Annotated in this window: 12 protein-coding genes and 1 pseudogene; 6 read left to right on the top strand and 7 right to left on the bottom strand. The window is 56.0% G+C overall.

Features of this window, described 5'->3' with window-relative positions; translation table 11 throughout:
• Window positions 1–45: 45 nt before the first annotated feature.
• Window positions 46–1,014: an ABC transporter permease gene (locus OMP38_RS17130; protein WP_277566205.1), complete on the top strand. Its 969-nt coding sequence runs from the start codon at window positions 46–48 to the stop codon at window positions 1,012–1,014.
• Between the two features lie 17 nt (window positions 1,015–1,031).
• The gene (locus tag OMP38_RS17125; protein WP_277566204.1) at window positions 1,032–1,907 is read left to right on the top strand and encodes a carbohydrate ABC transporter permease; all 876 of its coding nucleotides are present in this window, start codon (window positions 1,032–1,034) and stop codon (window positions 1,905–1,907) included.
• A 192-nt stretch (window positions 1,908–2,099) separates the two neighbouring features.
• On the opposite strand, the gene OMP38_RS17120 is transcribed toward OMP38_RS17125, so the two are convergent.
• A complete protein-coding gene (locus OMP38_RS17120) occupies window positions 2,100–7,562 on the bottom strand; it encodes an Ig-like domain-containing protein (RefSeq protein WP_277566203.1) in 5,463 nt (1,820 codons plus the stop codon).
• 351 nt (window positions 7,563–7,913) lie between these two features.
• On the opposite strand from OMP38_RS17120, the gene OMP38_RS17115 reads away from it, so the two are divergent.
• On the top strand, window positions 7,914–8,318 hold the full coding sequence (locus OMP38_RS17115) for a hypothetical protein (protein WP_277566202.1): 405 nt from the start codon (window positions 7,914–7,916) through the stop codon (window positions 8,316–8,318).
• Window positions 8,319–8,749: 431 nt separating this feature from the next.
• Here the strand turns inward: OMP38_RS17115 and OMP38_RS17110 are convergent, their stop codons facing one another.
• The 6 genes and pseudogenes from OMP38_RS17110 to OMP38_RS17085 all read right to left on the bottom strand — a co-directional run.
• Window positions 8,750–9,058: a copper amine oxidase N-terminal domain-containing protein gene (locus tag OMP38_RS17110; RefSeq protein WP_420869668.1), complete on the bottom strand. Its 309-nt coding sequence runs from the start codon at window positions 9,056–9,058 to the stop codon at window positions 8,750–8,752.
• A 52-nt stretch (window positions 9,059–9,110) separates the two neighbouring features.
• Window positions 9,111–9,794: a hypothetical protein gene (locus OMP38_RS17105; RefSeq protein ID WP_277566201.1), complete on the bottom strand. Its 684-nt coding sequence runs from the start codon at window positions 9,792–9,794 to the stop codon at window positions 9,111–9,113.
• A 124-nt stretch (window positions 9,795–9,918) separates the two neighbouring features.
• Window positions 9,919–10,467, bottom strand: a complete 549-nt coding sequence (locus OMP38_RS17100; RefSeq protein WP_338130535.1) for a class I SAM-dependent methyltransferase — start codon at window positions 10,465–10,467, stop codon at window positions 9,919–9,921.
• Window positions 10,468–10,589: 122 nt separating this feature from the next.
• Complete coding sequence (locus OMP38_RS17095) at window positions 10,590–11,624, bottom strand: sensor histidine kinase (protein ID WP_277566200.1); 1,035 nt, start codon at window positions 11,622–11,624, stop codon at window positions 10,590–10,592.
• The gene (locus OMP38_RS17090; RefSeq protein WP_277566845.1) at window positions 11,621–11,845 is read right to left on the bottom strand and encodes a winged helix-turn-helix domain-containing protein; all 225 of its coding nucleotides are present in this window, start codon (window positions 11,843–11,845) and stop codon (window positions 11,621–11,623) included. The genes OMP38_RS17095 and OMP38_RS17090 overlap by 4 nt, the downstream gene beginning before the upstream one ends.
• A 205-nt stretch (window positions 11,846–12,050) precedes the next feature.
• Window positions 12,051–12,221 (bottom strand): annotated as a pseudogene (locus tag OMP38_RS17085) (response regulator); the annotation flags it as partial.
• A gap of 308 nt (window positions 12,222–12,529) precedes the next feature.
• On the opposite strand from OMP38_RS17085, the gene OMP38_RS17080 reads away from it, so the two are divergent.
• Genes OMP38_RS17080 through OMP38_RS17070 form a run of 3 tightly spaced genes read left to right on the top strand, consistent with a single transcriptional unit; the run spans window position 12,530 to window position 14,168 of the window.
• Window positions 12,530–12,784 (top strand): thioredoxin family protein, encoded by a 255-nt coding sequence (locus OMP38_RS17080; protein WP_277566844.1) that lies wholly within the window; start codon window positions 12,530–12,532, stop codon window positions 12,782–12,784.
• Between the two features lie 16 nt (window positions 12,785–12,800).
• On the top strand, window positions 12,801–13,493 hold the full coding sequence (locus OMP38_RS17075; RefSeq protein WP_277566199.1) for a cytochrome c biogenesis CcdA family protein: 693 nt from the start codon (window positions 12,801–12,803) through the stop codon (window positions 13,491–13,493).
• 30 nt (window positions 13,494–13,523) lie between these two features.
• A complete protein-coding gene (locus tag OMP38_RS17070; protein WP_277566198.1) occupies window positions 13,524–14,168 on the top strand; it encodes a peroxiredoxin-like family protein in 645 nt (214 codons plus the stop codon).
• Window positions 14,169–14,194 lie beyond the last annotated feature (26 nt).

Below are 14,194 nucleotides of genomic sequence, written 5' to 3'. Positions count from 1 at the left end.
TGCGCCCATTTTGACACACTCATTTCGCGCAAGGAGGAGCTCGCGATGTCCACAGCGATCCAGCGACCATCCGATTCTATCAAGCCCGCGGTCGACAAGAGCGGGTTCAAGTACCGGTTGATCCGCGATGCCAAAATCAATAAATACGTTTATCTCATGCTGCTTCCCGTCGTAGTATATTATGTGGTTTTCTACTATGTGCCGTTGTACGGGCTGCAGATCGCCTTTAAGGATTACTCGCCGGGTTTAGGTATTCTGCATAGCGACTGGGTCGGTCTGAAGCACTTCAAGGATTTCTTCGGAAGCCACTACTTTTCTCGTATTTTGCGCAATACGCTGCTGATCAGCTTTTATGATCTGCTGTTCACGTTTCCGGCCTCGATTGTCCTTGCGCTTCTGCTGAACGAGCTGCGCAGCGCGATGCTGAAGCGAACGGTTCAGACGATTACCTATATGCCGCATTTTATATCGATCGTGGTCGTCTCGGGCATGCTGGTCGACTTCCTGGCCCGCGACGGGTTAGTCAACAATCTGCTCCACGCCTGGTTTGGCGTTCAGCCGATTACCTTTCTGCAGGAGAGCGGCTGGTTTCGTTTCGTTTTTATATCCTCGAACATCTGGCAGAATATCGGCTGGGGCTCCATCATTTATTTGTCGGCCATGGCCGGTATCGACCCCTCGCTCTATGAGGCCTCCCGCGTTGACGGCGCCAGCCGCTTGCGGCAGACCTTTCACATTACATTGCCGGGTATCATGCCTACGGTCGTCATCCTGCTTATTCTCCAGATCGGCAACTTCATGTCCGTCGGCGCGGACAAAATCCTGCTGCTGTACAACCCGACGACGTACGAAACCGCCGATGTCATCGGGACCTTCGTTTACCGAAAAGGGATACTTGAATCCAACTTCAGTTACAGCGCCGCCGTAGGCCTCTTTAACTCCCTCATTAACTTTACGCTGCTGCTATCGGCCAATGCGCTAAGCCGGCGAACCAGCGAACATAAACTTTGGTAAAAAGGAGGCCGTTCAACATGAGCAGAAGCCGGGGGGAACATCTTTTCGACCTGTTGAATTCCCTGCTCTTGATTCTTTTGTCCCTAATCACCTTATATCCGTTCTTGTTCGTATTGATCGCCTCTCTAAGCGATCCCAAGTGGGCCATTCAAACGCGCGGACTGATCTGGTACCCCAAAGGCTTCACCTTGGAAGCCTACAGGCTCGTTTTCCAGAATCCGTCGATTATCACCGGTTATTTGAACACCCTACTGTACGTTACTTTGGGCACTCTACTTAACATACTCATGACCTCCTTCGGCGCTTATGCCTTATCCAGGCAGCAGGTGATGTGGAAAAACCCGGTCATGTTCCTGATCGTATTCACCATGTTCTTTAACGGCGGCTTAATTCCCACGTACCTGCTAATCGAGGATTTAGGCATGGCAGACACCCGTTGGGCGCTGATTATCCCCGCTGCGATGAGCGCTTATAACCTGATTATCATGCGCACCTCGTTCATGAGCGTTCCGTCCAGCCTGGAGGAATCGGCCAAGCTGGACGGCGCCAACGACTTTACCGTCTTATTCCGCGTCATTCTGCCGCTGTCGATGCCCGTGGTTGCGGTCATGATTCTTTTCTATGGCGTGGCCCATTGGAATTCCTGGTTCAGCGCGCTCATCTACTTGCGCACGCGCGACCTCTATCCGCTCCAGCTCATTCTGCGGGAGATCCTGATCACGAGCAGTACCGAAACGATGACGACCGGCGTCGGCGGCTCCGACAAGATGCTGTTCGGAGAGACGATCAAATACGCGACGATCATCGTAGCGACAGGGCCGATCCTGCTTCTGTATCCTTTCCTGCAAAAGTATTTCGTTAAAGGCGTGATGATCGGGGCGATTAAGGGGTGAAGCTTTCCCTTGGCCCTGTCGGATACAGCAAAAAAAGCCGTTAGCCTTGGACGCGTAGTCCTCGGCATAACGGCTATTTTTGTTTACTCGCTGTAAACCATCACTTCCATAATACTGGTTGCCGTCGAGAGGTTGTTGCCGGATACGGCAATCCGAAGATACCGCGCCGTCGTATCTGGGATATCGTAAATCTCATAATCGTCGGTCACTTTCCCCCGAGCTCGGCCCTTGATAGACCTTCGTCCAAGTCTGTCCATCCGTCGATGTCAGTAGATCAAAGTAGAATTGACGCTGATTGCCGAGCCGCCAGGAGATGCCGACATACGTGGCCGTCGTCTCGGAGCCGAGGTCGAAATCAATGGTGTTCGGTCCGCTGACGGACCAGTACGTTGTCAGATCGTGATCCGCGGCGCGCGGCCCGGGCCACTGGTTGTCAACAGGTCCGCTGTCGGCCAAGTACGTGACAGGCAATGCCGGGACATCCGTGAGCACGCCCGAGAATATGCCCCGGGTTATATCGATGAGATATTTACCCGGTCGATTGACGCCCTGGTCATCCGTTACTTCCACGACGGCCGTTCCCGGTATGCCGGAAGCGGGCGTAATGGTTACCGTGTCGTTCGGGTCCGCAGCGACAGCCGTGATCGCAGGTACAGTCTGGGTCAGGAAGGGAACTTCCACCGCGTATTTCATTTTCAACGAGCGGAAGCCGGCAACCGGCACGCCATCGACCTTGAGCTGCGACAAGAGCGCGGTAGGCGTCGAATCCAGGCTCCACGCTTGCAGCGGCGTCACGGCCGGCACGTCGGCAGGCGGCGCTTCAATGACGGACAACGGCGTGAAGCGAACGGCAATCGTCAGTTGATCCTTGGCAGCCGGGATGTGAATCGTCAGCTTCCTCACATTGGCATTCAACGTCTGGCCGGCGTAACTATCCGTTGTCGGGAGCGGGGTCGCCGTCCGGACCTCGAAGGTAGCCGCGCCAGGGGACAGGAGCTGGGCATAGAGCCGTTTGCCATTCTTCGTGAGGATCGCCGATTTGCCGTCCGGTGCAACGGTGATCTCCGGCGCATCCGTATGCATGAACCAATACAAGTCCGAAGGGGCTTTCAGCTGAAGCTCATCCTGAAGGAGGAAGCTGCTGCGGTATTGGCCCAGCATCATGCCCCGCTTCGCGTACACGACGTCATCCTTGTAGGCCGACGTCATATCGACGACCGCGTAGCCGCCCTCGGGCTTGGAATCGTAAGCGATGATCGGCGCGTTGGCGTCGAGCGCTTGATCCGGTCCGTCGTCCGGGTTGATCACCAGCGTGTTGGAGCCTTCGGCCCTCGTGCGGTACCAATCCCATCGGTTCGGATCGGCCTCGGGGTTGCTCGTGAAGTACCCCTGCACGTTATAGTCCTTGTCGTCCTTCCCGAGATCGACGGCCCACCGGACGCCAAGCGCATCCAGAACGAATGTCCCGACGTCGAGATGGTTATGCAGGGTATTCGTTATCGCATAATCGTTGACCCCGCCCTTGATCGCGACGTAGTTGGCGCCGGGATCGCTCCAGGAATCGCGGAAGGCTGCGACATTGTTCTTGAGCGGATGATCGTACAGCACGTCAAGCTGCTGCGGATCAACGCTGGCGCCGTACAGTCCCGGACGGTACCAGATCAGATCCATCGGAAGCGCTTTATGATTCTCCTTGTAGCTGAATTGCCTGTACCAGGACACATCCGGGTCTTCGAGCAAATCCGCGAACAGCAGAAGCTGCGGCGTATCGAGAATCGTCGGATGCGCATCCGCATAATTGAACGGACCTTTCGGGCCGTGCAGGTTTGCCATATACTTCGCGGTCTCGCGGACGCCGGCCTGGTCCATAAAGCCGTAATCGGTGCCCAGCGTCGTATGGAGCGCCGACATCATATACGCGAAATATTCGGTCGCGTAATTCCAATACCCGGTCCCTTCCGGCCAATCGCCGTCGGTGGCGAAGGCGCCGAGACCGTATTGCGTGGAGGACAGCGCCGACTCGAGCACCGACTCGGCGATCGGAACCTGGAAGCGCGGATCGGAAGCTTCCGTATGGACGCGATTGGCATCCGCTTCGTCTCCGATGGCGAGAACGGTTGTCACGATGCCGCCATTGACTACCAAGTTCCAGTTAGATGGGGAAACCGTCCACCAGGCATTGTTCTTGGCCCCGCCTTCCAGGTATTCATACTTTGCGTTGATCAGCACTTCCTGAATCATTTTGGCGCGGAGACTGTCCCGCTCCTGCTGCGTCATCGCATCGTACAGCCAGTCATAGCCGATGGAAGCCACGACGCCCATTTCCGAAATGCTGAGGAAGTTTTTGACGCCGCCATGCCAATCCGGATAATCCACCATCACATTCAACTGATTGATAGCAGGAACCGAATATTTGGTGTCGCCTGTCAATTGGTACATCAGGGCAAGCTTTTCAATTCGCGGCCTCAGTTCATCCGCCAGGTTGACGATATTGATGTTGGAGCCCGAGCTGGTCGTATAGTATTGGATCGAAGGCTTGGGGACTTCGAGGTCCGCGTCGGCCTTCACTTTGGCGTACCACTCCTGCATGATCGGATCCGTCTGAATAAGCCCGCGAATGCTCGTAAAATCATCGCTTGTTGCAAACAACCTAGGGTGAGCCGTCCCCGGTGCAGAATGCCTGGAGACGAGGGACGCAATCATATCCGCTCCCGGCAGGCCGACATACACGACGATCTTGGTGCCGGACGTACCGCCATGTCCGTCCGAAACCCCGATCTGGAAGGAATCGTAGCCCGTATATCCCGCTGCAGGCGTATACGTCCAATCGCCATTCGATTGAACGGCAGCGCCGCCGTGCTGGGGCTGGGATGCCGGATCCGCCTGGAGGGCGAACGTCAACGGATCGCCATCCTTGTCTTTGGCCGTCACGCGACCCGACAGGACTTGATCCCGAACCGTACCTACGTTGACTTGCAGCTTATCCATGGACGGGGCATCCTGCTGCGACCCGACATTGACCTGGATGACCGAGAAAGCAAAGTGATCATGGCCGTCGGCGATCAGCAGCGTGAACGTATCCGCTCCGTTATATTCGGCATTCGGATAATAGGTCCATGTTCCGTCGTCGCGCGCGGCGACCGTACCATGCGACGGTGCCAGGAGCACGGATGCGGTAAGCGGGTCTCCCGCTGCGTCGGTTGCCAGAATCGGACGGCTGATCGATTGATCCTCGTTGACCTCGACGGTTTCGTCGGAGGCGGTAATGTCCGAATCCGTCCCCACGACGACGGCATAAGTTGCATAAACATGCGGGTCTTCTATTGCTTTCACGCTGATTGTAGCGATGCCGGGAGCGATCCCCCTGACCGTAGCCTTGGAGGGGTCGGTACCGTTCGCCTCCACGACGGCTACCGCCTCATTCTTCGATTCCCAGGACACGACCGGATTGGTGGCGTTCGCGGGCAGCGCCGTTGCCGTCAAGGCCACGCTCTCGCCGACGCCGATCAGCCCCTTGTTTTTATCCAATTGGATGCCGGATGCCGGAATCCACGGGATCACCTGGATATCGTCCGCCCACAGCGTACCGGTACCGAGCTCGAAGGCAACCTCAAGCCGCGCCTTCGTGGCGCCCGCAGGGACCGTGACGATTTTTTCGTAAAAGCCCCAGCCGTCCGCGCCTGTCGTTCCGATGGCGGGTAGCTTCTCGTAGACATTGCCGTCCTTCGAAATAATCGCATTGTTATCATCCTGGTAGACCAGTCGCAGGCTGACATTCGTACCGCCGTTCTCCTGTTTGAGCCAGCCGCCGACCCGGTAGCTCTTGCCGGCCGCGGCCCCTACGATATTGTTGTACAGAACCGCCTTTCCTTGGGAGGAAGCTTCAATCTTGAGCGACTTCGCGCCTTCCTTCTTCACGGTCGAATCAAGCGATAATTGGGGATGGGTCCCCGTACCGAAATAGTTGATCCAGGTGCCCGGTTTGGTCCCGTTCAGCCAATCGGTCGAGGAGGTAGCGACGGTCGTCTCGAAACCGCCGTTGGGAAAGGCTGCCGAGACGATAACGGTATAAGATTTGGTCCAGCCGCCTTCTGCGGACGCAGCGGTAATGACCGTTTGGCCCGCCGCTTTGGCGCTGACCTTGCCGGATGCGTCGACTGCGGCGACCTCAGGCTGGGAGGACGACCAGTACACCCGTCTGTCCGTCGCGTTCGAGGGGGCTGCATAAACGGCATGCGTTACGCTTTCGCCAGGGCTGAGGGCTTGATAAGAAGGTACGTCTCCGGTAAGCCCTGTAACGGGAATCCATGGCGTGAGCTGCACGTCATCGAACCAGGCTTGTCCCTTTGCTTTATCATAATTCGCGTATAAGCTGGCCCCGGTCGCACCCAAGGGCGCTTGAACGAGACCCTCGTAGCTCTTCCAGGGCTGGGTGCCTTTCACGGCTGTCGCCGGCAAGTATTCCGTGCTAATCGCAGTCCCTCCGGATCCATTCCATTTCAACCGGAGGGAGGCTCCGGTGCCGGTTAGCGATTCTGTCGCGATCAGGCTGCTCCAGCGATACCAATTGCCTTCGGTCACCGGCATATTATACTGCACGGCGGAAGCATTGCTGTTAACCGCTGCACTGATGCTGAGCGAGCGGCTTCCTGCTCCGTATACGGCTTCATCGACCGTGACGACCGGGCTTCCGTAAGGGGTTAAAGCCGACCAGAAGGAAGGGGTCTTATCCGTAAAGCCGTTCTGCGAACCGCTCGTCACCGTTTCAAAGCCGCTGTTCTTCACAAGCCCGGCAGGGGCTACCGTCACGAGGTAGGACGCCGTATAGCCGCCTTCGGCCGAAGTGGCCGTAATCGTGGCAAGGCCCGGCGCAACCCCGGTAATCGTGCCTTGTCCGTCAACGGTCGCCACGCCGGGGGCGGACGAAGCCCAGCTCAAGCTGGGATTGGACGGATTGGCGGGCGCGAGCTGAACGGGCGCCTGCTTCGTGCCTCCGACGGGGATCATGGTTCCCTGCTCCTGGAAGGAGAGACCCTTGAGGGATGTCCATGGTTTGAATTGAATGTCGTCAAACCAGGCGTTGCCCGTTACTTTGTTGTAATCGAGATCGACTCTGGCCGTTGCGGATCCCGCGGGCGCAATTGTCGACGTTTCGTAGCTAACCCAGTTCGTATTATTGCCTCGGACCGGTTTGTTGGACGGAAGCAAATAATCCATCCGCAGCAGCTGTCCTGCCGGGTCGAGGTAGGCAACCCGGATATTTATGCCATAAGCGCTGGTGTCTCCATTGATCTGCTGGGTTTTGAACGCGCCGGATAACCGGTACTCCTGACCGGGAACGACGGGGATATTCCCTTGATACACCGTTAACCTGCTTTTGTTCGGAGCGGGCGAGCTGATCTTCACGGAACGGCTGCCCGCGCTTGAGTGGTACAGTTCTACGGTGACCGTCGGCGCAACCGGCGTGGATGCCGTGTCCACCCATATGCCCCAGTTGGCAGCCCTTCGGGTTGTCCAGCCGGCTTGGGAATCCGTGGTATAGGTCTCGAACGAACTGTTCTGGATCAGATTCTCTCCCGCTGCCTGCGCGGAAGAGAATCTTGCCGGACCCCAGCCAGGGGGGACCAGCAAGCCGATCGTCAGAATAGCTAGCAAGACCAGTCGTACTCTTCGAAGCATCAAATCAACCACCTTCATATTGGATTTGCGCTTTTGTAAGCGCATACAACCAATATAGAAGAAACGTTTATTCCTGCCTACTGGACGATCTGAACAACGACAAACCCGGTTTTATGTAGCGCATAAACCGGTTTTTACAACGGCTAACTTTATTTTGTATTCGGAGAAGAGACTCGCGACCTCAGGGCAACGACGTTATCTTAGAAAAGATCGGCGGCATCACCTTCGCCATCCCAGCGCGCTCCATTTTTCCAGATCAACTGGGCCCAGACCAATCATTGGCGAACTATGGAAGCTAATGTATGATAGTTTAGGGGTGAACGATATATGGATAAGGACAAAATACTCATAGTTCCGAAGGACAACGGTAACGGATGGGAAGAAATAAACTTTACCGATAAGCGAAAAAGGGCGAGGTCTGATCTACAATCTGAATTTAGTAAGGCTTTGGAAGAGCATGAAGAGAATGAAGCCAATGTATCACTAGTTGTGCTTCAGGTTTTACTGTTCCTATTTTTAATTGGATACATTACTCATTCTTTTTGGGCTGTATTTTCGGGCATAACGCTCATCGTAATCGTTTTTTGGTCTATTTCTTTCTTTGTATCAAGAGTTTTATTGTTTTTAGCTTTTGTAGGGTCTGCCGGTGTAGGCGCATGGCTTATTGGCGCCCAATTCGGTTTCGCCCCCCTCTATAGCGTTAAGTATTTTATCGTTGGTCCTTTGTATTAGGCTTAATTTAGATATTATAAGATGATTAAAGGCACCTTTGGGTGCCTTTTATTTTAGAGTTTGCGGAGATCATAAGGATTCATTGCCGACTGGAATAGAGGAGCATTAACGCACTTAAAAGGTGGCAACCAATGGGGAGAGAAGACACTGCAAAGCCATCATTGAATGGAATAAGTACAAGGACCCGAGCAAATATCCATTAAATGAATGGCTCCGCGATATTGTCGTCATATTTGGAGAGGTCGTTGGCAAGATCATTCATGGCGATGCATGGACCTCTTGATTCGGGTCCAGAATTGATTGATGAATCGCATACTTATGCGGATGTCGCTTTTATCGTAGACATGGCATCTTGGCACTTGCTTGAACAAGGATACAGCTTCAAGTTAACGTAACCCTAAACAACTTCCTTCTTCCGAGCTCTTATCCAATTACTTGTGCGACTGCGATTCCAGCGTCAAGCCAATCTCGCGCGTTGCAGCGTCCCATGAGACGTCAAACCCGAGCGCTTCCCCAAGGAAGCGGAACGGCAACATGGTGCGTCCGTTTGAGATATAAGGGGCGCCAAGCAACCGTTGTTCCTTTCCGTTTACGACAGCTGTCTTTTCGCCGATCGTCAGCTTCATCGATACGTGAGCGGTGTCCAGCCGCACGGTGTGCGTGGCCGCTTCCCAGCGAATGTCTCCGCCGACAGCCTCCGTCAGGAAACGAACCGGCAGGTAGGCGCTGCCGTCGATCAAGGCTGGCGCCGTGCCGTAGCCGGGATCGATCTCGAACGTCTCGCCGTTCAGCTTAAAGTCGCGATCCCCGATTCGAAGCGTAAGGCGGCTTTCTTCGGCAAAGGGGTTGATTACCTTTTTTGTCGCTGTACAATACCATATAATCGATAATGATTTTGGCGGCTTCAGGCCGCATATCCATCTCCAAGTCCGGATCGAACGCCACGTCTGCGACGGTTTTCCACACTTGCGGCCAGCCGGCGACCTTCATCTCCTCTTGCGCTTGGACAATGGCATGAATCAACGCAGCGGTAAAGCTATCCGGCAGCAGCTGGCGTGCATCATCCAGCCATCGCTCCGCCTCGCGCGTATCCAGATAATCGTCCATCGCCAGCAAATAGCCGATGACAAAGCGTTCGTCGCCGCGCAGCTCGGACTTTTTGAACGCTGCAAGCGACTTGCCGTACGCCTGCTGCGCATAGGCTTCCGCGCGTTGGGTCGGCTCGGTGTCCCAGCCTATGGCATTGATAACGGCGGCGCGCAGCGCAAGCGGCGAAGATTTATCGGCCAGGTAGGCCGCCAGCTCGGCCGTCATGCCGCCCGCTTGGAGGGCCTTCTGGACGATCGGTTCGTCCTTATACGCTTCATAAAAGTTGGTGGAGGTGACAGGCGAATCTGCATGCGCCGCCGGAAGAGGCGTTAACGCGAACAGCATCGCCGTCAAAGCGCATAAAAGGATGAACGGATTCTTCTTCATATAATGAGATCCCTTCCCTCATCTTTTTTATGAATTAGCCGAAAGCGCGCATATCGAAACGGACGACAATCGGAGGGAGCGGCAACCCGCGGATGCATGCACGGATCGCGGTAATTTCTCCGTCCTAGCGGACATAGACGTAGACAGGCGTCCGGTACAGATCGGCGCAGACGACCGTTCGCGCCGGCGTCCAGCCCGGCAGCGCGAAGCAGACGCTGATGACACAAGCGCCTGGCGCGAGATGCTGCCGGAGCAGCGGCGCCAGGCGATTCATCGCGCCGGGATAGAGGTAGCAGATCACCGCGTCGGCGTCCTCGTAGGGGTACGCGAACAAGTCGCCGCGCATGAATCGCATGCCCGGCTGTCCCCTAGCCAGCAGCCGCGACACCGCGAGCGGCAGCGGCGAGTTCTCGATGCCGATCAGCCGCCAGCCGGGACAGCGTCGCGCCGTATGCAGCGCCAGGCTGCCCCAGCCCGAGCCGGCCTCTACCGCCGAGCCGCGCGGGCCGAGCCGCAGCAGCTCCGCCGCTACCGCGCGGCGGACGGGGCCGGACGCCGGCATCGGCGAGATGCCGTTGCGCCAGCTGTGCCAGACGATGGACAACACGGCCAGCAGCGCCGCTCCGACCGCGATCATGCCGACCCACCATCCGGCCGTATACGCAGCGGCCACGTCAGCGCGCCTCTGCCGCGAGCCGGCTGGGGCAGGCCGATTCGATTGCCGGCTCGTCCTGGTCAAACCTCCTGAGCGTATCGCTCATTTTCGCTAACCGCCCCTTCGAAGTAACATGTCCCCTAACCCCGCTCCAACATCACCTTAAACACGCTTCCCTCTTCCGAACTCGACTCCAATTCAACGGTTCCCTCGAAAAAGCCAAGCAAATGTCGGACGATTGACAGGCCGAGGCCGGCTCCGCCATGCCTGCGAGCCCGTGAGGCATCGACGCGATAAAACCGCTCGAAAATCAGCTCCCTGTTCGAAGGGGATATTCCTTTCCCGGTATCCGCCACCCGAACCGTTACGCGTCCATTCTCATGCGCCACCAGCAGCGTCACGCTTCCGTTCGGCCGATTGTACCGGATGGCGTTGTCCAGCAGGTTTCGGAACACCAAGAACAGGAAGCTCTCGTCCCCTTTAACCGAAGCAGTGAAGGGCTCCGTCAGATGGACCTGCACGCCGTATTCGACGGCCATGGGCGCCATAAAGGAGACGGCATCCGTAAGGATATCGGCAAGCTCTACCGCATGGTGCTCACTGTCAGTGCATTCGTACGAGCCGTCGGCCAGCAGCAGCAAATCTTCCGTCAGCGACTCCAGCCGTGACAACGTCCGCTCCGTGGTCGCTCTATAATCCTGCCAATCGCTCGGATCGATGCGATCGCCGTCTCCGGACACTTCCAGATTCGTGCGCAGGATGGACAGCGGCGTTCTTAATTCGTGCGCAGCCGCGGATACGAAGCGGGCCTGCTGGTCGAAGGCGCGTTCCAGCCCGTCCAACATCTTATTAAACGTAATGCCGAGCGTCTTCAATTCGTCGTGAAGCCGGTCGATCTCCAGCCGTTTGTCGAGGGTGGTCGCCGTGATGCCGGCGGCGGTCTCGCTCATTCGCTTCACAGGCTTGAGAATCATGGATGCGAGCCATTGCGCGCTGAGGATCATGCCTGCGAGCGCAACGAGTAAGCTGATAATCCGCCCTTGCAGATGCGACACGATCCCCGAAGCCGAGAAAAAGAACTCTAAGACCGCATACAGAGTAATCATGGCCGCCAAATTTAGAATGGCAAACAGCGTCAATCTGAAGCGCAGCGATAGACGATTCCAGGGTTTCATGTCGTTGCCTCTTTCTCTTCGGCCGCGCGCAGCGTCCACCGATACCCATGGCCTTGAACGGTCTGGATATACGCCTCTCCTGCTTCCGGATCATGCTGCGAGAGCTTTTTGCGCAAGGATTTGATGTGAACCCGGACCGTTGAGGTGAGCGGATCCGCGTTGATATCCCATACATGCTCGAGCAGCCGCTCCGACGATATGACCTCGCCGGGATGGAGCATCAAATATTCGAGCAAGCCGAATTCTTTTTTTTGTCAATGGAATGAGCGCATGTTCGAACCAGACTTCCTTTGTCTTCGAGTCCAGGGCGAGCCGGTCGAACCGCAGCACCGAACTGCTCACGGACGAACGCCGGCGCAGGAGCGCCCGAATGCGGGCGAGCAATTCATTGAACACGAAGGGTTTGCGAAGGTAGTCGTCCGCTCCTGAATCGAGTCCTTCTTCCACTTCGTCCGGATGGCTGCGCGCGGTCAGCATCAGGATACATACGTCGTGATGGTGCGAGGACCGGCGAATGCGTTGGCAAAGCGAGATGCCGTCCAGCTCCGGCAGATTGATGTCGAGGAGGATCACGTCGTATTCGTTGGTATCCGCCAGCTCCCACCCGGTCAGCCCGTCATACGCGCTGTCTACGGCATAACCTTCTTTTTTTTAACCCCTTGGCTAACGCACGCGAAAGGTCTTCCTCATCTTCGACGATAAGGATTCGCATAAGACCACTCCTTCCTGCTACAGAGAATAACATAGCATTCGCGTTTCCGCGATGCGAGGAAAATCATGCAATCCTTCGCCGCGTTTCTTAACAAGGATTTAACAGCCCGATCTCTATAATCAAAGCTAATCTTCCTTTTGCACGGAGGATCTTGAACAGGAGAGATGAAGGAGGGGATCTTTTGTTAATCGAGGTGGTATCAGCCGGACCGGGGTGTTCCATTTGTCAAAAGGCGCTGAGTCTTGTGAAGCAAGTGGCGGCGGAATTTTCGCAAATCGAGATTCGGGAGTTACATGTGGTTGAAGAATTCGAACGTCTTCAGGTACTGAACATTTTCAGCGCAGGCGCGATTCTCATCAACGGGAAAACGGAATTCGGCACTTTGCCCAAATTGTCCGAGCTTCGCGAACGCGTGTATGCTTGGCTCGATTATGAAGAGGAACGTTAGATAAAAGGAGACGCGTATGGAAAACTTATATCATTTTACGATTACGGGCGGCATTTCCGCCGCGACCTACATCCTTGTGTTCATCGTCGGTATCGTGAGCGCGGTGTTGGCCTGCTATTTGCCGGTGCTTGCGATGTTTGCGGGTTATGTCCAGCGAGGAGCTGCCGGCGATAAAAGGAAAGCGATGCTGATCGCGATCAACTTTATTCTGGGTATGGCGGTCACTTCGCTGGCGGCCGGTTTGATCATCGCGCTGCTCGGCCAACAGTTCCTGCCCTTCGTCGAGAAATACCGGCTGCTGACATGGGTTCCGCCGATCTTCGACATCTTGGCCGGACTTCAGCTGCTTGGCGTCATATCGTTCGCCATGCCGAATTTTCAAAAGCCGATGAACCAGCCGGAACGCCCGCAAGGCGCCGTGGCCGCATTCAAACTAGGAATTCCGTATGGACTCGTCATTTCCCCCTGTGCCATTCCGATCTTTTTTGCGCTAATCAGTTATATTGCCCTGCAAGGAAGCCCGCTTCACGGCGCGCTGCTCATGACGGCGTATTCGCTCGGGAAAGGCGTCATACTCGCGGCTGTTGCAGTCTTTTCCATTTCGATTATGCGAAGGTTGGCAAAATGGGGCGGTCCGGTCAAGAAAGTTGCCGGCTATGTTTCGATCATGCTTGGCATCCTTTTCCTCGCGATTGGATTTATGAAATAATAGAGTGATCACATAGGAGGGGAATCATCCATGTCCTTAAATCAAACGCTGGAAGAAATGAAGCAGCAATTTGTCGCCCATTCGCCTATGGAGGTACAGGCCGCGATGTTCCGTTCGATCCGGGAGCAGCAGGAGTCGGGCGTGCAGTATGGGCTGCAGGAAGGGCAGAAGGCGAAGGATTTTACGCTGAAAAACGCGCAGGGCATCCCCGTTCACTTGTACGACGAGCTGGCTAAAGGGCCTATCGTGCTCACCTTCTATCGCGGCGGCTGGTGTCCGTACTGCAATGCGCAGCTTCGCGCTTACCAGAAGGTGCTCCCGGAGATTCACGCGCTGGGCGCCAGGCTCATCGCCGTCAGCCCGCAAAGCCCGGACAACACGCTGTCCCATCAAGAGAAGGAGGACCTGCAGTTCGAGGTGCTCAGCGATACGAACGGTCTGGTCGCCGCCTTCTACCATATTTTGTACGACGTGCCGTCATACCTTCAGGAGCTGATGTCGAACCAGTTCAAGATGGATCTGGCCGAGTACAACGCGACCGACCGGTGGATCCTGCCCATTCCGTCCACCTTCATGATCGACGAATCCGGCATCGTCCGTTCCGCGTACGTCAACCCGGATTTTATGAAGCGCCTGGCGCCGGAGGATATTCTGGACGAGTTGAGGAAGCTGTAAGCTGGAGCGGGACGCGGCGCTTTGTT

Origin of the sequence: Cohnella ginsengisoli (genome assembly GCF_029525555.1) — a bacterium.
Taxonomy (GTDB): domain Bacteria; phylum Bacillota; class Bacilli; order Paenibacillales; family Paenibacillaceae; genus Cohnella; species Cohnella ginsengisoli.
Note: the sequence above shows the minus strand (reverse complement) of the source record. Positions and strands in the feature narration are given on the sequence as shown.

Excerpts from the sequence above, each read along its gene's own strand:
- OMP38_RS17105 (WP_277566201.1), bottom strand. The coding sequence starts at position 9,794 with ATGAAGAAGAATCCGTTCATCCTTTTATGCGCTTTGACGGCGATGCTG.
- OMP38_RS17115 (WP_277566202.1), top strand. The coding sequence starts at position 7,914 with ATGGATAAGGACAAAATACTCATAGTTCCGAAGGACAACGGTAACGGA.
- OMP38_RS17095 (WP_277566200.1), bottom strand. The coding sequence starts at position 11,624 with ATGAAACCCTGGAATCGTCTATCGCTGCGCTTCAGATTGACGCTGTTT.
- OMP38_RS17090 (WP_277566845.1), bottom strand. The coding sequence starts at position 11,845 with ATGCTCCATCCCGGCGAGGTCATATCGTCGGAGCGGCTGCTCGAGCAT.
- OMP38_RS17070 (WP_277566198.1), top strand. The coding sequence starts at position 13,524 with ATGTCCTTAAATCAAACGCTGGAAGAAATGAAGCAGCAATTTGTCGCC.
- OMP38_RS17125 (WP_277566204.1), top strand. The coding sequence starts at position 1,032 with ATGAGCAGAAGCCGGGGGGAACATCTTTTCGACCTGTTGAATTCCCTG.
- OMP38_RS17075 (WP_277566199.1), top strand. The coding sequence starts at position 12,801 with ATGGAAAACTTATATCATTTTACGATTACGGGCGGCATTTCCGCCGCG.
- OMP38_RS17130 (WP_277566205.1), top strand. The coding sequence starts at position 46 with ATGTCCACAGCGATCCAGCGACCATCCGATTCTATCAAGCCCGCGGTC.